Origin of the sequence: Olsenella phocaeensis, assembly GCF_048189965.1 — a bacterium.
Classification (GTDB): Bacteria; Actinomycetota; Coriobacteriia; order Coriobacteriales; family Atopobiaceae; genus Olsenella_I; species Olsenella_I phocaeensis.
Genome location: NZ_DBEZHV010000002.1, coordinates 18,055 through 38,789, shown reverse-complemented (window position 1 = coordinate 38,789; position 20,735 = coordinate 18,055). Strand labels below are relative to the sequence as shown.

Here is a 20,735-nt window from a genome sequence, read left to right as displayed (position 1 = left end):
TCCGGCGGCAAGCAGAGCAGAGGCGCACCTTACCCGAGGCCTCGCGACCCTCGCGCGTCCGTCACCGTTCGCCCTTGGTCACGAGGCAGTCTGGAGAGCAGCAACCATGGCGTTCGTCCACCTGCACAACCACTCCGACTTCTCCATCCTCGACGGCGCCACCCGCATACCGGACATGGTGAAGCGCGCCGTCGACTTCGGGATGCCCGCCGTCGCCCTTACGGACCACGGCTACCTCTTCGGGATCCCCAACCTCGACCTCGAGTGCCGCAAGTACAACGACGGAGCCCTGGGCATGAGGCAGTGGAAGCACGACATCGAGTGCTTCCAGAAGGGTTGGGAGCTCGAGGAGCCAGAGGCGGACGAGCTCGGTGCCGCCGCCTGCGACCTGCCCCATGCGCAGTGGGAGTCCGACTGCAGGGTCTGGGAGGAGTCGGGCCATGACATCGCGGCGGTGAGGGCGAACCGCCCCGAGCTGAAGGTCAAGCCGATCTTCGGCTGCGAGGCGTACTTCATCACGGACGACTGCATCGAGCGCGGCACCAAGCAGCGTCGTTACCACCTCATACTCCTGGCCAAGAACGAGACCGGCTACGTCAACCTCATCCGCTGCATGTCGAAGGCCGCGGGGCACGAGATGATGTACTACAAGCCGCGCACCACCCTGGCCATGCTGAGGGAGTTCCACGAGGGCCTCATCTGCCAGAGCGCCTGCGTCCAGGGGATCATCCAGCAGTGCGTGCTGGACGGCGACTTCGACGGCGCGCGCGAGTGGGCGCGCACCTTCAAGGACATCTTCGGCGACGACTTCTACATGGAGATCCAGGACCACGGCCTGAGCTTCCGCAACGGCTGGGACGACCGCAGGCTCGACGAGTACCTGGTGAAGATGGCGCGCGAGCTGGACGTCAAGGTCATCGCCACCAACGACTTCCACTACCTCTCTCGCGAGGACGCCCCCACCCAGGACATCCTCTCGTGCATCGGCAAGGCCACCACGCTCGACGACGCCGGCCGCATGCGCATGGACGGCACGGAGTTCTATATGAAGAGCGAGGAGGAGATGCGCGAGCTCTTCTCATGGATCCCCGAGGCCTGCGACAACACCCTCGAGGTCGCCGCCAAGTGCGACTTCGAGATCGACTGGGCCAACATGTACCTGCCCCAGTACCCCGGACTTCGCGAGGGCGAGACGGCCGAGGCGCGCTTCAGGGAGGAGTGCGAGCGCGGCCTCGCGAAGCGCTACGGCGACGACTGGGAGAACGTGGTCATCGGCGGCATCAACGTGCGTGAGCGCTTCGAGTACGAGTACAAGATCATCTGCGACAAGGGCTTCGCCAACTACTTCCTCATCGTCCAGGACTACGTGCAGTGGGCCAAGGACAACGGCATCGGCGTGGGCCCGGGCCGCGGCTCCGCCGCCGGGGCCATCGTCGCCTACGCCATGAACATCACCTCCTTCGACCCGCTCGAGAACGGCCTCATGTTCGAGCGCTTCCTCTCTCCCCAGCGCTCCGAGATGCCCGACATCGACATGGACTTCGACGACGAGCACCTCCAGGACGTCCTCGCCCACGTGCGCGAGGTGTACGGCGAGGACCGCGTCTGCAAGGTCATCACCTACTCCACGATCAAGGCGAAGCAGGCCATCAACGACGCGGCGCGTGTGCTGGGGTTTCCCGTCTACGTGGGCCAGCGCCTCTCCAAGATGCTCTCCAACGACCCAAAGCTGTCGCTGCCCTGCGCCCTCCACAAAACCGAGAAGCATCCCGACCAGTACTCGCCGGACTTCGAGGAGGCCTACCAGAAGGACGCGGACGCCCACCGCATCATCGACGCAGCTCTCTCGATCGAGGGCATGACCCGCGGCGAGGGCGTGCACGCCTGCGCGACGCTCATCGCGCCGACTCCCGTCACCGACCACGTGCCCACGAAGCTCGACACCAAGGGCAACGTCACCATCACGCAGTACGAGGGACACTCGGTCGCGGACATGGGCCTCCTCAAGATGGACTTCCTCGGCCTGAGGACCCTCACCGTCATCAACAAGGCCCTGGCCAACATCAGGCGCAGCCATCCCGGCCTCGCCAGCGAGGAGGACATCCCCGACGCCGTCCGCGCCTGCCTGAGGGACGGGGCGACCCACGTGGACATCGACGTGGACAAGATCGACTTCTCCGACCCCAAGATCTACGAGCTCCTGGGCTCGGGGCACACGGCCGGGGTCTTCCAGGTCGAGTCCGCGGGCATGACGGCGACGATCAAGAACATGCAGCCCAAGGAGTACAAGCAGATCGTCGCACTCATCGCCCTCTACCGTCCCGGCCCCCTCGGCGCTGGCATGGTCACGAGCTACATCAACCGCATGAACGGCAAGGAGCCCGTCGTCTTCTACGACGACCGTCTCTCCGACATCCTGGACGAGACCTATGGCACCATCGTCTACCAGGAACAGGTCATGCAGATCTCGGTGAAGATGTCCAACTTCTCCGCCGGCGAGTCCGACTCGCGCATCCGCAAGCCCGTGGCGAAGAAGAAGATCAAGCTCCTCACCAGCACCGTGTTCCACTGGGACAACGGCAAGGACGAGACGACCTACGACCACTGGATGAACGGCGCCGTGGAGAATGGCTACGAGAGGGAGACCGCCCAGCGCATCTGGGACGACGTCCTCGAGTTCGCCTCCTACGCCTTCAACAAGTCGCACTCGGCGGGCTATGCCATCCTGGTCATGCAGACCGCCTGGCTCAAGGCGTACTTTCCCCGCGAGTACATGGCGTCGGTCCTCACCAGCTACATGGGCAAGACGGAGAAGATCGTCCACTACGTCAGCTCCTGCAGGCACGAGGGCATCCAGGTCCTGCCGCCCGACATCAACGAGTCGGGCAAGGACTTCACGGCGACGCCCGAGGGCATCCGCTTCGGGTTCGCGGGCATCCGCGGCGTGGGCGAGGGCGTGGGCGACGCGATCATGGCCGAGCGCAGCCAGGGGGGACCCTTCAAGAGCCTCCACGACTTCGTGGACCGCGTCGACTCGAGCCAGGCCAACCGTCGCGTGGTCGAGGCGCTCATAAAGAGCGGCGCCTTCGACTCGACCGGCTATCCCCGCAAGCAGATGATGAGCTTCGTGGACAAGAACGACCCCAGCAACATCATCGACGCCGCCGCCAAGCGCCAGAAGGACCGCGCCTGCGGACAGAGCTCCCTCTTCGACATGTTCGCCGACGTCGAGGGCTCGGGCTTCGAGGACGAGGTGCCCCCCGCGAACGGTGACGAGTGGGACCGCCACACCAAGCTCGCCCAGGAGCACGAGGTGCTGGGCATCTACGTCTCGGACCACCCGCTCAGGCCCTTCGAGTACGCGCTCTCGAAGGCGCGCGACTACACCATCGCCGAGATAGAGGAGTCGGAGGAGGTGGTCGACCCCTTCACGGGCGGCAGCTCCACCCGCTTCCGAGTCCCCGAGGGCAAGCCCATTCGGCTCGCGGGGATGGTGCCCACGGGCGGCGTAGCCAAGAAGGTCACCAAGAACGGCGACCAGATGGCCATCGTCACGCTCGAGGACATGGAGGGCGAGATATCCCTCGTCGTCTTCCCCAAGACCTACAAGGAGTGCGCCGCGGCGCTGGAGGGGGACGTGGACCCCGAGACCGGCGAGCGTATGGGCGACGTCTTCATCAAGGTCACGGGCAAGCTCGAGCGTGGGGACCGCGGCAACCAGATCATCGCGAGCTCCATCGTGTCGATGGAGCTCAGCGAGAAGACCAACCGGCCCAAGGTGATCGAGGTCAGCATGAGCTCGCGGATGCTCTCGATGGCGCGCATGGAGCAGCTCCAGGCCATCCTCGCCCGCTATTCCGGGATGGATAGGGTGGAGCTCCTGGTCGAGGCGGTGGGAGGTGACCTGATGCGCATGGAGCTTCCCGCCCGCGTCGACGCGCGCAACATGGTGCTCATGGCCGAGGTCGAGGACCTGGTGGGCTCGGGCGGGGGAGTGCGCGTCGCCTAGGGGGCCATGCCAATAATGTTATGAGATTACTGACATTTCTTGCGCATAGCTGCGTGCGCGCGGGGGCATAATGGAAGCGATGCCCGAGGTGGTAGGGGCCACCTGCTCGACGAGCGTGGGCAGAGAAGAGAGGATGAGCCATGCCTGAGGCCAAGTTCTATCGCTGCAACACCTGTGGGAACATCGTCGCCCTCATCAGGAGGGGCGGTGGCACCCTCAGCTGCTGCGGCTCCCCCATGGAGGAGCTCGTCGCCGGCTCCACCGACGCCGCCACCGAGAAGCACGTCCCCCAGGTCAGCGTCGAGGGCGACCAGGTCGTCGTTACCGTCGGCTCCGTCGAGCACCCCATGCTCGAGGAGCACTACATCCAGTTCATCGCGCTGGCCACCGAGGACGGCGTCACCGTCAAGTACCTGAAGCCCGGCATGAAGCCCCAGGCGACCTTCGCGAAGCCCGCCGGCGCCTTCACCGCCTACGAGTACTGCAACCTCCACGGCCTCTGGAAGGCCGAAGCGTAGGCCAGGCTCTGGCAGCTGCAACGTCGGCGCGGCGGCCTCGCATCGGGGTCGCCGCGCCTCCTTTTCGCCGCCCGGCCCCAGGCGGCCGGGAACGTGATCGGAGGTAGGTCGGATGAGGATGGGAATCGCCCAGATGGGAAGCAGGCCAGGCGACCTGCTGGGCACTCCGGGCAGGGTGGCTGCCCTTTCCGAGCGTGCCGCGGCAAGGGGCGTCGACCTCCTGCTCTTCCCCCTGCCCCTGCTCTCGGGTCCGGAGGGCACGACCGCCCCCGCCGACCAGGAGCCCTTCGCCTCAAGCCTTCTGCTGGCGCTCTCCGACCTCTCCCGCGAGGTCGCCTGTCCCTGCGTGGTGCCCGCCGTCATGAGCCTCGGCGACGTCTCCCAGGCCGAGGCCTTCCTCCTCGAGCGGGGCCGCGTGGTGCCGCTCGGGGTGCCCGCCTGGTCGGGCGACGTCTCGCTTGGGGTGCCAGGTGGCGCGTCGGAGGAGGCGTCGACGTCGGCGCCTCCTCCGGTGCTCGAGCTCTCCGGCCTCCGTCTGGGGCTCGCCCTGAGCTACGAGGACCTGGACGACTACGACGACCATGACCGCGACCTGGACGCGGTGGTGTTCCTCTCGCCCTATCCCTATGCGGCCGACGACCCCAGCTCCCCCCTTGGCGCAAACGTCCTGGGAGGGCGCTTCGCCGCCGACGCCGCCGCCACGGGCGCCTGGGTCGTCGCCGTGGGTGGGCTCGGGGGCTACGGCGAGCAGGTCTACACGGGCGGGAGCTTCGTCATGACCCCCGAGGGCGAGCTCGTCGCCCTCGCCCCCTCCTTCGAGGAGCAGCTCCTCGTGGCGGAGCTCCCCGCACGGGGGGACGAGGTGGTCCTGCGGAGCCCGGTCGAGCCCGAGCTCTTCGACGAGACCCTCTTCATGTGGCAGGCCCTCTGCCTCGGACTCCGTGACTACGTGCGCAAGCTGGGGCTTCCGGGGGTCGCCCTCGTCCTGGACGGCAGCCTGGGCTCGAGGCTGCTCGCCACCCTCTCGAGCGACGCGCTCGGCCCCCAGAACGTCCACGCCCTCCTGCCCTCCCTTGGGGGAGAGGCGCGCGAGCGCTCGTGCAGGAGGCTCGCCCGTGAGCTCGGGGTCGACCTCGTCGAGCTGCCCGGCATGGCCGGCCGCGGCCGGGAAGGAACCCTCCCTCGCCTGCTGCCCTTCGCGCAGCTTGCCGCATATGCCCAGGAAGGGGGGCTGTTGCCCGTGGGCTTCCTTGACAAGACGGGCCTCTCGCTGGGCGGGGGCACGTCCCAGCCTGGTGTCCTCCTGCACCCCCTGGGAGACGTCTACCTCTCTGACGTCGTCGCGCTCGCGCGGCTGAGGAACGCCATCAGTCCCGTCTTCGGCGAGCTTGCCCTCACGGAGGGGGAGCTGCCCCGCGTCGAGGGCGTCGAGCCTCCCCGGGGCTCCCGTGCGCGCGAGGACTGGGTGGCGCGCGTCGACGCGGTGCTCTGCGAGCGCATCGAGTGGATGCGGCGCCCCTTCGAGCTGGCCGAGGCGGCGGGGGTGGACGATTCGTTCGCACGCGCCGTCCTCGCCGCATACGAGTCCACCGCCGCGTCACGAGCCGTCCTCGCCCCCTGCCTGGGCGCCAGCACCTGCCCCGTGGAGGACGCCGCGCCCCCGCTTCCGTTTGTCTGGCACGACGCGGCGGGCCCCGTCGAGTCGCCCCTGGAGCTGGCGCAAAGGCTCTTCTCCCCGCGGGACGACCCGAGGGGCGGGCGGACGGCCGCCGCGTCACCACGCACGGCCGACGGCGAGCCGGCTGGGCCGGCGGCCGAGGGGAACGACGAGGCGCACGCGCAGGAGGCCCCCCGCGCCTTCGACGAGGCGATCTCGTATCTGAGGGACTTTGGCGTGGACGCCGGCTTCGGGATCGTCGACGACGCGACGCCCTTCTCCGGCGGGCGCCAGGGCGGGGGACGTGCCGACGGGAGACGCGAGTGGTCCGGCCCCTTCTCGGACAACTGAGCTCTGGGCCGGGAGGCCGCGCCCGCTCTGCTATCATAGAACGCACGTTCTAGATTGGAGTGCGGATGGTGATAATGGGCATCGACCCCGGGCTCGCGAACACCGGCTGGGGCATCGTCGAGACGCGGGGCCCGGTGTGCCGCGCCCGCGCGTACGGCTGCATAAGCACCCCCGCCTCGGAGCAGCTCGACCGTCGCCTGGGCAGGATCTATGCGGAGATATCCGACGCCATACAGGCCTACCAGCCGTCCCAGCTCGCCATAGAGAAGATCTTCTTCGGAGAGAACAGCCGCTCCGCCATCGCCACGGCCCACGCACGCGGGGCGGCAATCGTCGCCTGCGCCCGGGCGGGGCTCGAGGTGGGGGAGTACACCCCCATGCAGATCAAGCAGGCCGTGGTGGGCACCGGCTCGGCAGACAAGTACCAGGTCATCTACATGGTCCGCACCCTCCTCGCGCTCGACCACGACCCCAGGCCCGACCACTGCGCGGACGCCCTTGCTGCGGCGGTCTGCCACGCCAACCTGACCCGTACGCGCCACATCGTGCAGGACGGGGCGAGCGTCCAGGTGCTGGAGCAGCTCGAGGCGCAGGCCGAGGCCGACCGCGAGGAGGCGCGCCAGGTCACCGCCGCCGCGACGGCCGCCCACGTGGCGGGCGCTCGGGGTGCGTCGGGGATGGGCCGCTCCCGTCAGAGTAGGAGGAACTCCCAGTGATCTCTCAGCTTACGGGCAGCCTCTTGGAGGCCCTTCCCACGCGCGTCGTGCTGGACGTGGGCGGGGTGGGCTACGAGCTTGGCGTCTCCGCCACGACGGCGGCGTCTCTGCCCGCCGTGGGCGAGGCGGGGGTGACGCTCCTCACGCGCCTCCTGGTGAAGGAGAGCGCCCTCGAGCTCTACGGCTTCGCCACGAGGGAGGAGCGCTCGGTATTCGACCGCCTTGTCGCCGTGTCCGGCGTCGGCCCCAAGCTCGCGCTGGCGGTCCTCTCCACCTATTCCGCCGCATCGCTCGCCACCATCGTCGCCACCCAGGACGCCACGCGCATGGCGCAGGTGCCCGGCGTGGGCAAGAAGAAGGCACAGCGCCTGCTCATGGAGCTGCAGGACGTATTCGCGAAGGATGCGGAGCTCAGAGGGCTCGTGGGCATGTCCGAAGCGCCTGCCTCCGACGTCCCGCTGCCCCAGACGAGCGAGTCCGTCAGGGACGAGGCCGGCTCTGCCCTGCTGGCCATGGGCTTCACCCCCCAGGAGGCGGAGCTCGCCCTCCAGGGGCTTGGCGAGGCTGGCGTCACCACGATCGAGAAGGCCGTCGCCTACGCCCTCAAGAGGCTGGGGGGTGCTGCCTGATGTGGGAGAACGGGCGAGACGACCTCTTCGACGACGTGGCGGACCTCGAGCGAAGGGCGGGCGGCCCCCGGTCGGTGAGCGGCGAGCTCACCGAGGACGACCTGGACGTCGAGCGTAGCCTGCGCCCCGTGACGCTCGACGAGTACTGCGGCCAGGAGCGCGTGCGCCAGAACCTGCGTGTGCTCATCGCGGCGGCGAAGGACCGTCACGAGACCCTCGACCACGTGCTCTTCTCGGGCCCCCCGGGCCTTGGCAAGACCACGCTCGCAAACGTGGTGGCCCATGAGATGGGCGCCAAGATCAAGACCACTTCCGGTCCCGCCATCGCGCGCACCGGCGACCTCGCCGCCATCCTCACCAACCTCGAGGAGGGCGACGTCCTCTTCGTGGACGAGATCCACCGCCTGAACCACCAGGTCGAGGAGGTCCTCTATCCCGCCATGGAGGACTTCTTCCTTGACATCGTGATCGGGAAGGGCCCCGCAGCCCGTTCCATCCGCCTGGACGTCCCGCACTTCACCCTGGTCGGGGCGACGACGCGCACGGGCCTCCTCACCGGCCCCCTGCGCGACCGCTTTGGCATCAGCTACCGCCTCGACTACTACAGCATCGAGGAGCTTGCGGGCATAGTCGTCCGCTCGGCGCAGATCCTGGGCGTGCGGATAGACGCGCAGGGCGCGGCCGAGATAGCCTCTCGCTCGCGCGGCACCCCACGCCTGGCGAACCGCCTCCTCAAGCGCGTGCGCGACTACGCGCAGGTTAAGGCCGAGGGGAGCATAAGCTGGGACGTCGCCGCCGAGGCGCTCACCTTCTTCGAGATAGACGAGATGGGCCTCGACTGGATGGACATCAAGATTCTCGACGCGCTCACGCGCACGTTCAGGGGTCGCCCCGTGGGCCTGACCACCATCGCATCCGCCGTGGGGGAGGACCCCTCCACCCTCGAGGACGTCTACGAGCCCTACCTGCTCCAACGTGGCCTCATCATTAGGACGCCCCAGGGGAGGCAGGCGACGGAGCTCGCCTTCGAGCACCTCGGCGTCGTCCCGCCCGCAGGTCCCCGCTGACACCTGCGTCCCACCCTCGCGTTCGGTGGGCCGGTGCCCGCCACGTCCCGTCTGCAAGTCGGGCTGCCTAGGTAATAGACTGTCCTCTGTTGACCGCAGTCCGACGTTGGGAGACCGACATGCTCCAGCACGACTACCTGCTCGAGATAATCAGCCAGTTCGTCGACGTCGCGACGGCGGCCCTGAGGGGCGCCGTCATGGACGGGGACGTGGAGTCCGCGGGGCAGGCGGAAGACGCCATCGCGGGACTCCTCGACCTCGACCCCGAGGTCGCCCTGCAGCTCTCGCCAGACTCGCTGGTGACCATGATGCTGCTCTCCGGCGTGGCGGACTCGCTCGCCGGCTACGTCGCCTACACCCTGAGGAGGCTCTCGGGAGCCTATGCGGACATGGGCAGGGCCGCGCTCGCCGAGCTGCGCCTCGCCCAGGCGCGCGCCGTCGAGGAGAGCTTTGGCTGCGAGCCCGGCGCCGTCCCCGAGGAGTTCGCGAGCCTCGATGCGGAGCTTTCGTGACCGACTGGGCGATGTGGTCTACTAGCCCATGCCTCCATGGCTTGTTCCTCTCGCCCGCATGCCGTCGCGTCGCCCGGTGCAAGGGAGACGAGCGGCCATAATATGATGGGATAAAACGCTGTGGCCAAACCCTCTCAATCTGCCAGGCGCCTCGCCTTAAGGCAAGGGGAGAGTGACGGAAGGGAACGTCAGTGAGACTGAGATACCGCCAGGTGACCAGGGGCCAGGGGAAGATCTTCCAGAGGCTGATCGTGGAGGGGAAGGGCTCGGCCCTCGGGTCTCTCGAGGTCCGCTCGACCACGAGCGAGGGAAACGTCGTCCCCTCCTCCATCCACAGGCTGGGAGAGGAAGAGTTCGTCATCGTCGTTCCGGTGCTCGACCTGCCCCAATGCGTCGAGCTGTTCTCCGTCTCCGCCGACGGTGGTCGCAGCCTCCTCGATTCGCATAACGTCAGCCCCGGCTGGGCGAAGAACAAGTCGAGGATCAACACCGCCCTCAAGAACGAGGAGGCGGAGTCGATCAGGAACATCGACAGCAAGAATCGGCTGAACAAGTCAGAGATCACCATCGACAGGGTCTGCTTCAACGCCTGGGACAACAACGACATCGTGCACATCAGCGTCGTCAGCCTCGCCCCGCCCCGCCATGACTGGGGGGAGGTCCCGGGGCTCGTCCTGCTCGACTCCAACGGCAGGGAGGTCCAAGATGGCATCGCCGAGCCCATCGTCCTGAGCGATCGCATCGAAGAGAGGGGCTACTACTCGAGGCGTCACGTCACCTACTCCGTACGCATCGCCCGCGACCTATGGTCGTTCGTGGTCTGGGTCAGGCCGCGGGATGGGGAGGACTCCTTCGTCACAATCCAGGACTTCGAGCTCCAGGCCTGGCGTGACAGGTGGCATTTCGACACCCTGAGCGCAGACTTCGACGAGGCATACCCCGAGTGGTTCCGCTCTCACAAGGCATCCCGGAGCCTCCTCGAGATCCAGAGGCGCACGAGGCTGGCCATCCAGCCGCGCTTCTCGATCGTCGTCCCCGTCTTCAACACGCCGATCCCCTTCTTGGACGACATGGTGGGCTCGGTACTCGGCCAGTCCTATGAGGACTTCGAGCTCCTGCTCGTCAATGCCAGTCCGGACAACCGGGAGCTCGCCGACCGCATAGCCCGCTACGTCAATGCGGACCGGCGCGTCAGGGAGCTGACCCTCGACGAGAATCTGGGAATCACGCTCAACACGAACCAGGGGATCCTCGCTGCCAGCGGGGACTTCGTCTGCTTCCTGGACCATGACGACGTCATCGAGCCGGACCTGCTCTTCTCGTACGCCGAGGCGGTGAACCAGCGCCCGGACACCGACCTGCTGTACTGTGACGAGGACAAGTTGCAGGAGGGGACCCTCGTCAGTCCCTTCTTCAAGCCGGACTGGAACCCCGACCTCCTCTGCTCCTGCAACTACGTCACCCACCTCCTGGCGGTGAGGAAGTCCGTCCTGGACGAGCTCGAGCTGCCGGGCAGGGAGTTCGACGGTGCCCAGGACCACAACATGACCTTCCGCATAAGCGAGCTCGCGCGGCACGTCCACCATGTGCGGAAGGTGCTCTATCACTGGAGGATCCACCCCGGCTCCACCGCCGGTTCCCCCGACGCGAAGAGCTTCACCTCCAATGCCGGCCAGCTGTCCGTCCAAGGGCATCTCGACCGCTGCCACATTCCCGCCAAGGCCGTCATCCGGCCCAAGTTCGACAACATCTTCCAGCTCGACTTCGAGCTCGAGGAGGAGCCGCTGGTCTCGATCGTCATCCCCAGCCGCGACGAGTCCGGAATGCTGGGACGTTGCGTCGACTCCCTCTACCGCTCGTCCTACAAGAACTTCGAGGTCGTCATCGTGGAGAACGGCTCTCGCGAGCCCGAGACGTTTGCTCTGTATGACTCCCTGGCGCGCGAGCACGAGCGCGTCTCCGTGGTCACCTACCCCCTGCAGGGCGACGAGTTCAACTTCTCCAAGCTGGTCAACTTCGGCGCGAGGAGGTCAAAGGGGGACCTCATCCTCCTGTTGAACAACGACACCGAGGTCGTCTCCCTTGGATGGCTGACGCAGATGGTCGGGAGGTGCCTCCGTGACGACGTCGGCGCCGTCGGGGCCAAGCTCCTGTACCCTGACGGCACAATCCAGCATGCCGGGGTCTCGTTCCACCTCACCTTCCCGGACCACCTCGGACAGCTCATGCCGGACATGTCGCCAAACTACTTCAACCTGCTGAACTTCACCCAGGACGTCACCGCGGTGACGGGGGCGTGCCTCCTCACCAGGCGGGAGCTGTTCGACAGGCTGGGCGGCTTCGACGAGACCGACTTCACGGTCGCGTACAACGACGTCGACTACTGCCTGCGGCTCGGGGAGCTTGGCTACCATGTCGTCTATTGTGCGGAGTCCGTCCTGACGCACTACGAGTCGGTCTCCAGGGGGTCGGACCTGGGCGGCGAGAAGGCGGTTCGGCACTGCGCGGAGAGGGCGAACCTCCTCAGGCGGTGGCCGAGCTACTTCGTCGAGGGCGATCCCATGCTGAGTCCCTACATCGCCAAGGACGGAAAGTACCGAAAGCTAAACTTTCTAATATAGTCTCCAAACAACTGGCCAAAGTTTCGAGAGGAGCCGCCATGAAGGGCATCATCCTTGCGGGAGGGAGCGGGACGCGCCTGTACCCGCTCACGACGGTCACGTCCAAGCAACTTCTGCCCGTGTACGACAAGCCCATGATCTACTACCCGCTGTCCACGCTGATGCTTGCGGGAATCAGGGACATCCTCGTCATCTCGACCCCGCGCGACCTGCCGAACTTCAAGAACCTCCTGGGGGACGGCTCCGACTTCGGCATCTCGCTCTCGTATGCGGAGCAGGAGGTGCCCAACGGGCTCGCCCAGGCCTTCGTCATCGGGCGGGAGTTCGTGGACGGGGGTCCCTGCGCCTTGGTCCTGGGAGACAACATCTTCTACGGCAACGGCCTCACCCAGCGCCTCCGCAAGGCGGCCCGCTCGGCGGCCGAGGGGCGCGCCACCGTGTTCGGCTATCGCGTGGACGATCCCGAGCGCTTCGGCGTCGTCGAGTTCGACGAGGGCTACAACGCCGTCTCCATCGAGGAGAAGCCCTCCGAGCCCAAGAGCAACTACGCCGTCACGGGCCTCTACTTCTACGACGAGCGCGTCAGCGACCTGGCCGCCCAGGTGAAGCCCTCCGCTCGCGGCGAGTACGAGATCACGGACCTCAACCGCATGTACCTCGAGGACAGGTCGCTCGACGTCATCACCCTGGGTCGTGGCTTCGCCTGGCTCGACACCGGAACCATGGGTTCGCTCTTCGAGGCCTCGCAGTTCGTGCGTACGGTCGAGACCGCCCAGGACCTGCCCGTCTCCGTCCCCGAGGAGATCGCCTTCGAGAATGGCTGGGTGAGCCGCGAGCGCCTGCTCGAGTGCGCCGAGCGCTACGGGAAGAGCGACTACGGCCGCCACCTGCGTGACGTGGCGGAGGGAAGGATCGTCCCGGGTGGAGAGTAGGCACCTCGCGCGCGAGGGCGGACACGGAGCCTCCCCCGAAAAGGGGAGGCTCCTCCTTGTCTCGACGCTCCTCAAGCTCGCGTGCTGCGCGTCCCTCTGCCTCCTGGCCCTCGTGGACGGGCACATGGCTCAGGGGCTGGTCGGCATGCTGGAGGTCCTCGTCATATTTGCGCTCACGCTCGCGCTCATGGGACGGGGGCGCCTCCGGATGGTCGCCCAGCTGCTCAACGACGCCATGGTCCTGCTCGTCGTCGTCCAGCTCGCGGTGCTGCACTTCGCTGGCTCGTACGTGACGATGGTCATGCTCGCCAACGTCGACTCGATCGAGGACCTCGCGGGCAACGCGGGGCCATACCTTGCGGCTGCCGCCGCGGCGATAGCCATCTGCCTGCTTCCCGTCGCCCCGCGCGCCCCACGCAGGCCCCTGGGACTCTCCCTCCTCGCCCTCCTGCTCGCAGAGGCCGCTGCCGTCACGGCCATGGGGCCAGGTGGCTCGCCGCTGCTCGGCTGCGCGAGCCTCGTCTCGCAGGCAAGGGAGAGGGCGGCGTACGTCGAGCGCCTCTCGAGGATGTCCGACACCTCGTCAAGGTACTTTCGCCCCGGGCTGGACAGCCATGTGAGCAGGGAAGACGACCTCCCCAAGAGGCCCAACGTCATCCTCATCTTCACTGAGGGTCTCTCTCAGGAGGTCATCGACGACGAGCGTGACGTGATGTCCAACGTCCGGAGCTTCCAGGGCCAGTCCGTCTCGTTCGAGAACTGCTACAACCACAGCTTCGCGACCTATCGCGGCCTCTCCGGCCAGCTCTTCTCGGGATACTAGTACGACAACTACGACGCGAACGCGCTGGTGTCGCTTCTTCAGGCGCTCTCGGGCCTGGGCTACGCCACGCGCTTCATCAACACGGAGCCCAATAACGAGCAGTTCACTGACTACCTCGGCACTCTGGGCTTCGACGAGGTGGTCGGCGAGCCTGGGACGTATTCGGGCATGGCGGCAAGCATGTCGGACGGCGAGGCGTACGAGCGCCTCTTTGACCTTGCCGAGGAGCTCGAGGGCGGGGACGAGCCCTTCTTCGCGGCCATATACACCTTTGGCACCCATGCGTCCCTCGACTCGGTCGACAGGCGCTTCGGCGACGGCGGCGACGCCGTGCTCAACAAGTTCCATGACGCGGACCACCACTTCGGGCGCTTCATGGAGCGCTTCCTCGCCAGCGGGATGGCAGACGACACGATCGTGGTGTTCACCGCAGGCCACGCATCGTTCGCCGAGCGGGGGTTCGTCACCGCCTTCCCCGAGTCGTCGTACCGGGCGGAGGCCATCTCTGACATCCCCTTCTTCATCTATCACAAGGGGGTGGTAAGGAGGGTCATAGACGCCGGCGGCAGGAACTCGCTCGACCTCGCGCCCACGTTGATGGACTACCTTGGGCTTTCCGCTCCCAACTTCTTCCTCGGGACGAGCCTGTTCGAGAAGGATGGGAACCTCTACGACACGACCTTCTATGACGTGGACGCCACCCTGAGCACGAGGGGAGGGGTCGTCTCGGAGCTGGACGAGGATCGAGCGAAGCAGTTCGAGGAGGGGCTCTCGGGCTACCTCGCCGCGAAGCTGCCGAAGGATGGGCCGGGGACCGACGTCTGATGACTGTATGAGCGGGGCCATGCGCGTGGCAGGGACGTGACGAGAGGGGCTAGAGTAGGTGCACGATGCCTTGTTGCGCTATGAGACCCACCATCCGAGGAGCCGCCCATGGCTGAAGTGGCCAACGTGAAGCTAGCGAACGTACTCCTGGACGAGAGCGTCCAGTTCCTGCAGGAGCCCACCCTCCTCCACCGTTCCACCGCGCTCGTGCGGCGTGCGGAGGGGGAGGGCCCCGAGGCATGGGCCCTGGAGGGCCCGGGGACCCATGACTTCACGACGTTCTTCAACGCCCTCTCGGTCTCCAAGTGGCGCAGCTACACGGTCGCCAAGGAGTTCTTCCTCCACCTCGAGGCCAAGGGGGCGGCCTTCAGGCTGCTCCAGTCCCGCGCCGACGTCTTCAGCTGGGACGTCGAGCTGGTGGGGGGAAGCGAGCTCGACGTCCCCGCGTCGGACGAGTGGCACAGCATCGAGCTCCGGATGGAGAACTCTGACGAGGACGTGATCGAGTCGTTCGTCATCGTGCAGGAGGGCGAAGGGCCGGTCTTCATTCGCAACGCCCACTACTTCGCCAGCGTTCCCGCTGACGGCCTGCGCGACGTGGAGCTCGCGCTGTGCACGACGACCTTCCGCAAGGAGGAGTACGTCGAACGCAACGTCGAGCTTGCCAAGACGCGCATACTGGCCTCGGACGAGCCTATCGCCACGCACTTCACCATGCACATCGTCGACAACGGCCGCAGCCTCGACGCCGAGCGCCTTCAGGCGGAGCGCGTGCGCGTCCATCCCAACGACAACGTGGGCGGGTCGGGCGGCTACGCGCGCGGCATGATCGAGGCGCTCGGCCAGAGGCCCAAGGCGACGCACGTCATCCTCATGGACGACGACGTGCTCATCTCTCCCGAGAGCATCCTGAGGACCTACAACCTCCTGCGCATCGTGAGCGACGACCACGCCCAGGACTTCGTCTCCGGCGCGATGATGGACCTCTTCGAGCCGGACGTGCGCTGGGAGGACACCGGCTTCGTCACCTTCTCGGGCGACTGCGTCCCCCTCAAGCCCTCCCTGCGCATGGGGCAGCTCCACTCCGTCGTGGCAAACGAGGTCATGGGCGCCCACCCGGAGCTTTCGGGCAGCGAGGACCAGGTCCAGCAGTATGCGGGCTGGTGGTACTGCGTCATCCCCGTCACCGCCATCGAGCGCCATGGCCTGCCGCTTCCCCTCTTCGTCCGCTACGACGACATCGAGTACGCGCTGCGCTGCCGCGCCCGCTTCATGACCATGAACGGCATCTGCCTCTGGCATCCCTCCTTCGTGAGGCGCTACAGCGCGGCCGTCGAGCGCTACCAGGTGACGCGCAACTCCCTCGTCGCCCAGTACGCCACCGGGGTCGCCCCCCAGTCCGACTTCCTGCGCAAGGCCTACCACCTGGTGCAGCTGGAGCTCAAGAAGTTCAACTACACCAACGCCGAGCTCGTCCTCGACGCCCTCGAGGACTTCCTCAAGGGGCCCGCCTTCCTCGAGGAGCGCGGGCGAACCGAGAGGGCCTTCATGGAGGCGAACCGCCGGGCGGAGAGGCTCCTGCCCTTCCCGGAGCTGAGGCGCCAGGCCGAGGAGGAGGGCATAGACCTCTCCCTTATCGCACAAGTGGACGCCCAGAAGGACAGCGACGTGGTGGAGAGGCGCAGCCTCCGTCAGCGCCTGGAGGACTTCGCCACCTTCAACGGCCAGCGCCTCGACCTCGGCTACGTCCAGAGGGGGAGCTCCGCCATCATCGACGTGGCGGGATGGCTGTACCCCGCAGACCAGATAAGGCGCAAGGACACCATCGTCGCGGTGGACCTCGAGAACCAGCGTGGGGTGATCCGCCACATGGACCGCCAGCGCTTCAGGGCCGTCTGGGAGCGCTACAAGCGCGACGCCAAGGAGATCGAGCGCAACGGCGACCGCCTGCGCGAGGAGTACGCGGAGGCGGGCAGGCGCTTCGTGACGCAGGGGTTCTGGAGGGGCTACCTTGGGATCGACTAGCTCCGGAAGGGGGAGGGGCGCCACCTACCTCCTCCTGCACCTCCTCCTCGTCCTCTACTCCCTGTGCAGCATCTTCGGCAAGCTCGCCGCCGGACAGGAGTTCATGAGCCTGGGGTTCGTCCTCTACTACGGCGGGATGATCCTCGTGCTGGGACTCTACGCCCTGGGGTGGCAGCAGGTCATCAAGCGCCTGCCGCTCACCACCGCCTATGCCAATCGGGCCGTCACGGTCGTCTGGGGCATCGTCTGGGGCGTCCTCCTCTTCGGCGAGCGGCTGAGCCCGCAGAAGGTCGTCGGCGCCCTCGTCGTCCTCGTCGGCGTGGCTCTCTTCGCGACCTCGCCTGACGGCGAGGGGGAGCAAGGGGGCGAGGCCTCGTGAGCGGCTCGGTCATGGCATACGCCGGGCTCAGTCTCCTCGGGGTGTTCGTGAGCTCCGTCTCGCAGGTCCTTCTCAAGAAGAGCGCCCTGAGGGGGCACGAGAGCGCGCTGCGCGAGTACCTCAACCCGCTCGTCGTGGTCGCGTACGCCCTCTTCGTGGGCGCGACGCTGCTCTCGGTGCTCGCGTATCGGGGCATCCCGCTCTCCATGGGCTCTATCCTGGACGCCACCGGCTACGTGTACGTCACCCTCTTCGGGGTCACCATCTTCCACGAGCGCATCACGCCCAAGAAGGGGCTGGCGCTCGCCCTGATCGTCCTGGGCATCGTCATCTACTCCCTAGGCCTCTCGTAGACCGGAGGTCCGCTTGGGTCTAGACTGTGACGGCCCCCAACCCACCTGAGCCCCCTGGGCAGTTTGGAGCGTCATGCTGGTCTCCATAGTCATACCCTGCTATCGCTCGAGCCAGAGCATCCGTGCCGTCGTGGGGCTCTGCTCCGAGGTGTTCGAAGGGCTCGCGGGCTACGACTGCGAGTTCGTGCTGGTGGACGACTGCTCCCCCGACGACACCTTCTCGGTCATCTCGCAGCTCGCGCGCGAGAGGGACGACGTCCTCGCGCTCACCCTCATGCGCAACTTCGGCCAGCACAACGCCCTCATGTGCGGGATGAACTACGCCCATGGCGACCTCGTCATGGGCATGGACGACGACCTGCAGACCCATCCCTCGCAGATTCCCGTCATCCTCAAAAAGATGGAGGAAGGCTACGACATCGTCTACGGCGTGTACCGGGAGTCCGCGAACGGGCCGCTCAAGAACCTCAGCAGCTGGCTCAACAAGACGTCGGCGCAGGTCCTGCTCTCTCGTCCCAAGGGGCTGGAGACGAGCAACTTCTGGCTCATCAGCCGCGCGGTGTGCGACCAGGTCATCAAGTACAAGAACTACAACCCCTACGTCGAGGCGCTCTTCGGCCGCATGACCAACCGCATCGGCAACGTGACAATCGAGCACCACGAGCGTGAGCATGGCGCGTCGAACTACACGCTCGGGAAGCTCGTGAGGCTCTGGCTCTCGTACTTCAACTACACGGTGCTGCCCCTGCGGGTCATGTCCACGCTTGGCGCCGCCACCGCTCTGGCGGGCTTCCTGTTTGGCATCGTCTCGCTCGTGCACAGGCTCCTCGACCCCGGGGTGCCCATGGGCTGGACGTCGCTCATCTGCGTCATGCTGTTCTTCTTCGGCATGGTGCTCCTCGCCCTGGGCATCATTGGCGAGTACCTGGGGGACATCGTCCTGTCGCTCAACAGCTCCCCGCAGTTCATCGTCCGCGAGGCGGTCTCGTCCTCGCGCGAGGCGGCCTCCCCCTCGCGTGAGGGCCGGTAGGGTCGCTAGGACCGTTCGCCCTGGCGGCCCTGCCCCTCGCCTGCATCCCCGTTCATGAGGGCGATCTCCTGCGAGAGGCGCTCGACCTTGTCGGTGAGCCTCGAGACGTCAGAGGCGAGGCCGAAGAGCTTGAGCAGCATGAGGGCGATGATCGTCACGAAGACGAAGTTGCTGGGAGAGAGGAACCCCAGCCAGCCCGAGACGAGGATGGCCACGCCTGGGAACAGGGCGAGGAGCACCAGGACGAGCATCGAGACCACCCAGTAGACGGCGTCCGCGACGCGGATCTTCCTCTTGCTGATGCGACGCAGGACGAGGGCCAGGGCGAGGAGCGTCCCGACGACGAGGCTGATGCGAAGGGTGAGCGGCATGTCTCTCCTCACCTGAACCATTGGAATAGAAGAAGCGACAGGCAGGTGCGCGCCATGTACGAGAGCGAGCTGGAGAGCCTGAGGTAGCTCGTGCCGCCCTGCCTGTCCCGCATCACGGTGGGGACCTCCACCACCTTCGCACCCCTGCGGATGAGGTAGGCGATGGTGTCGGGCTCCGGCGAGAGGTCGAAGCTGCACGAGAAGTGCTCGATCATCGACCTTGAGTAGAGCCTCATGCCCGAGGTCGGGTCCCCGATGACCTGGCCGGTCGTGAGCCGTATGAGCAGGGTGATGAGCTTCGCGCCAAACCCGCGCAGGCCCACGGCGCTGCCCCCCGCCATGACGCGCGAGGCGATCACGATGTCAGCGTCGCGCTCGGCCATCGCCTGGACCATGGAGGGTATGTAGCTGGGCACGTGCTGCCCGTCGGAGTCGAACTGGACGGCCGCGTCGTAGCCGTGCTCGAGCGCGTAGCGCATGCCCGCCCCGAAGGCGGCGGAGAGGCCACAGTTGACGGGCAGGTCGATGTGGTTCAGGCGCAGCTCGTCGCAGATCTTGGGCGTGTCGTCGCTCGAGCCGTCGTTGACCACCAGGTAGTCGATGTCAGGGCAGGTCGAGACGAGCTCCCCTATGGTCCGCGCCAGGCATTCCTGCTCGTTGTAGGCGGGGACGATCGCTATGACCCGGGGCGTCCCGCCCCGTCCCGTGGCGCCCACGCTAGCGGACGATCCCGTTGCGGGCCGCCCTGTCGGCCTCGTCCAGGGCGTCGATGGCGGCGATCTTGGACGAGAAGTACTCGCTCAGGCGGGCGTCCTCCATGATGGGGGTGAAGAGCTGGAGGTACTTCACGCCAGAGTGGGAGTTTATCTCCATGATGCGCGGCCCCTTGTCCGTCACGCAGGCGTCGAAGCCCAGGTACTCGCAGGCGCGCACCTTGAGGGATATGCGACGCATCATCTCGAGCATCTGGGGCCAGCAGTCGATCTGCCCCTCGGCGAGGGTGCCGCTCGTCGGGTGTTTGGGGGAGTCGACCACCTTGGCGGCGTACACCACCTTGCCCCCTCCGTAGCGCCCGCACGAGAGGTCCACGCCCACGTTGTACGAGCAGATGTCCGCCGTCGTGGGGGCCTGGTAGTTCGCGGAGCTCCCGGTCTCGTCCACGCCCACGGCGAAGCGAAGGTAGGAGGCGGCGGCCACGGGGTCGATGCCCGTGGGGTTGAGCACGAGGACGCGCATGGTGTGGATGAGCGGGTCGATGGCCGCCAGCTGGGCATTGGGATGGATGAACTCGGTGAACACGTAGTTGGGGTTCTCGGCGACGAAGCGCCCCACGCCCTCCGTCCCCACGGGCCTGCCGTTGAGGAGGTAGCTCCCGTCCTCGAACGCGAGCTTGAAGAAGCCGTTGGCCTCGCTGCCGTTGCAGGGCTTGCAGGCCAGCTCCCCCTCCCGCCGCAGGCAGGCGAGGAAGCCCTCCATTCCCGCTCCGTCGCCCTCTCCCAGGGGCAGCAGGTGCCCGCGGGAGCTGTAGTAGTGGTAGCGCGGCAGGTACTGCGCGAGCTCGGAGTCGCTGAGCAGCGCGTTGAGGGTGAGCTTGTCGTTGATCCAGATGCGCTGCCAGTCGTTGAGCGGCCAGAGCCTCCAATAGTCGTAGTCAGAGAGGTAGCTTCCGAGGTTGGCGTCGCTCAGCCCGTAGGCGTAGGCGGACTCGGCGCAGAAGCCGTGCGCGTGTGCCCACTCGAGGTAGTCGGCGTCGAAGAGCCCGCTGGCGCGCTCGGTCTCGAGGATGCCGAGGTAGCTCGCGGCCATCCTCTTCGTGAAACCGTCCGCGAGGAGGTCCTCGAGCTTGGGTAGTGCACTCTTCATTCTGTCTCTCATCTGTCAACTTCCCCGACGTTTGGGCCTATGAACCTTAGATAC

General features: G+C 66.8%; 18 protein-coding genes. 15 read left to right on the top strand and 3 right to left on the bottom strand.

The genetic code is table 11. The features are described 5' to 3' along the window. Positions 1 to 106: 106 nt before the first annotated feature. From dnaE to ACMPH2_RS00235, 15 genes are all read left to right on the top strand, one after another. Positions 107 to 4,009, top strand: a complete 3,903-nt coding sequence (gene dnaE, locus ACMPH2_RS00305) for a DNA polymerase III subunit alpha (RefSeq protein ID WP_072499467.1) — start codon at positions 107 to 109, stop codon at positions 4,007 to 4,009. A gap of 140 nt (positions 4,010 to 4,149) precedes the next feature. After that, entirely contained in the window at positions 4,150 to 4,527 is a 378-nt protein-coding gene (locus ACMPH2_RS00300) for a desulfoferrodoxin family protein (RefSeq protein ID WP_072499468.1), read from the top strand. A gap of 112 nt (positions 4,528 to 4,639) precedes the next feature. Next, positions 4,640 to 6,535 carry a hypothetical protein gene (locus tag ACMPH2_RS00295; RefSeq protein ID WP_417118312.1) on the top strand — a complete coding sequence of 632 codons (1,896 nt, stop codon included), beginning with the start codon at positions 4,640 to 4,642 and terminating at the stop codon, positions 6,533 to 6,535. 65 nt (positions 6,536 to 6,600) lie between these two features. Continuing rightward, on the top strand, positions 6,601 to 7,251 hold the full coding sequence (gene ruvC, locus ACMPH2_RS00290; RefSeq protein ID WP_009278992.1) for a crossover junction endodeoxyribonuclease RuvC: 651 nt from the start codon (positions 6,601 to 6,603) through the stop codon (positions 7,249 to 7,251). Next, a complete protein-coding gene (ruvA, locus tag ACMPH2_RS00285) occupies positions 7,248 to 7,880 on the top strand; it encodes a Holliday junction branch migration protein RuvA (protein WP_009278993.1) in 633 nt (210 codons plus the stop codon). Before ruvC ends, ruvA begins: the two co-directional genes overlap by 4 nt. After that, complete coding sequence (gene ruvB, locus ACMPH2_RS00280; RefSeq protein ID WP_009278994.1) at positions 7,880 to 8,947, top strand: Holliday junction branch migration DNA helicase RuvB; 1,068 nt, start codon at positions 7,880 to 7,882, stop codon at positions 8,945 to 8,947. Before ruvA ends, ruvB begins: the two co-directional genes overlap by 1 nt. Before the next feature lie 119 nt (positions 8,948 to 9,066). Then, the gene (locus ACMPH2_RS00275; protein WP_009278995.1) at positions 9,067 to 9,459 is read left to right on the top strand and encodes a hypothetical protein; all 393 of its coding nucleotides are present in this window, start codon (positions 9,067 to 9,069) and stop codon (positions 9,457 to 9,459) included. Between the two features lie 191 nt (positions 9,460 to 9,650). After that, positions 9,651 to 12,080 carry a glycosyltransferase family 2 protein gene (locus ACMPH2_RS00270; protein WP_417118311.1) on the top strand — a complete coding sequence of 810 codons (2,430 nt, stop codon included), beginning with the start codon at positions 9,651 to 9,653 and terminating at the stop codon, positions 12,078 to 12,080. Positions 12,081 to 12,118: 38 nt separating this feature from the next. Beyond that, positions 12,119 to 13,012 carry a glucose-1-phosphate thymidylyltransferase RfbA gene (gene rfbA / locus ACMPH2_RS00265; protein ID WP_417118310.1) on the top strand — a complete coding sequence of 298 codons (894 nt, stop codon included), beginning with the start codon at positions 12,119 to 12,121 and terminating at the stop codon, positions 13,010 to 13,012. Beyond that, complete coding sequence (locus ACMPH2_RS00260; protein WP_417118309.1) at positions 13,002 to 13,835, top strand: hypothetical protein; 834 nt, start codon at positions 13,002 to 13,004, stop codon at positions 13,833 to 13,835. The genes rfbA and ACMPH2_RS00260 overlap by 11 nt, the downstream gene beginning before the upstream one ends. A gap of 27 nt (positions 13,836 to 13,862) precedes the next feature. Further along, the gene (locus ACMPH2_RS00255) at positions 13,863 to 14,660 is read left to right on the top strand and encodes a sulfatase-like hydrolase/transferase (RefSeq protein WP_417118308.1); all 798 of its coding nucleotides are present in this window, start codon (positions 13,863 to 13,865) and stop codon (positions 14,658 to 14,660) included. 108 nt (positions 14,661 to 14,768) lie between these two features. Further along, positions 14,769 to 16,685 carry a glycosyltransferase family protein gene (locus ACMPH2_RS00250; RefSeq protein ID WP_417118307.1) on the top strand — a complete coding sequence of 639 codons (1,917 nt, stop codon included), beginning with the start codon at positions 14,769 to 14,771 and terminating at the stop codon, positions 16,683 to 16,685. Then, positions 16,672 to 17,064 (top strand): EamA family transporter, encoded by a 393-nt coding sequence (locus ACMPH2_RS00245; RefSeq protein WP_009279000.1) that lies wholly within the window; start codon positions 16,672 to 16,674, stop codon positions 17,062 to 17,064. The genes ACMPH2_RS00250 and ACMPH2_RS00245 overlap by 14 nt, the downstream gene beginning before the upstream one ends. Further along, positions 17,061 to 17,417 carry a DMT family transporter gene (locus ACMPH2_RS00240; RefSeq protein WP_197414967.1) on the top strand — a complete coding sequence of 119 codons (357 nt, stop codon included), beginning with the start codon at positions 17,061 to 17,063 and terminating at the stop codon, positions 17,415 to 17,417. The genes ACMPH2_RS00245 and ACMPH2_RS00240 overlap by 4 nt, the downstream gene beginning before the upstream one ends. A 73-nt stretch (positions 17,418 to 17,490) precedes the next feature. Continuing rightward, positions 17,491 to 18,447: a glycosyltransferase family 2 protein gene (locus tag ACMPH2_RS00235; RefSeq protein ID WP_062531376.1), complete on the top strand. Its 957-nt coding sequence runs from the start codon at positions 17,491 to 17,493 to the stop codon at positions 18,445 to 18,447. 5 nt (positions 18,448 to 18,452) lie between these two features. Here the strand turns inward: ACMPH2_RS00235 and ACMPH2_RS00230 are convergent, their stop codons facing one another. From ACMPH2_RS00230 to ACMPH2_RS00220, 3 genes are read right to left on the bottom strand one after another with little or no spacing between them, the layout of a single operon-like run. Next, on the bottom strand, positions 18,453 to 18,818 hold the full coding sequence (locus ACMPH2_RS00230; protein WP_009279003.1) for a DUF2304 domain-containing protein: 366 nt from the start codon (positions 18,816 to 18,818) through the stop codon (positions 18,453 to 18,455). 8 nt (positions 18,819 to 18,826) lie between these two features. Beyond that, the gene (locus tag ACMPH2_RS00225; RefSeq protein WP_303133252.1) at positions 18,827 to 19,534 is read right to left on the bottom strand and encodes a glycosyltransferase family 2 protein; all 708 of its coding nucleotides are present in this window, start codon (positions 19,532 to 19,534) and stop codon (positions 18,827 to 18,829) included. 1 nt (position 19,535) lies between these two features. Continuing rightward, positions 19,536 to 20,681, bottom strand: a complete 1,146-nt coding sequence (locus ACMPH2_RS00220; protein ID WP_417118306.1) for a sugar-transfer associated ATP-grasp domain-containing protein — start codon at positions 20,679 to 20,681, stop codon at positions 19,536 to 19,538. Positions 20,682 to 20,735 lie beyond the last annotated feature (54 nt).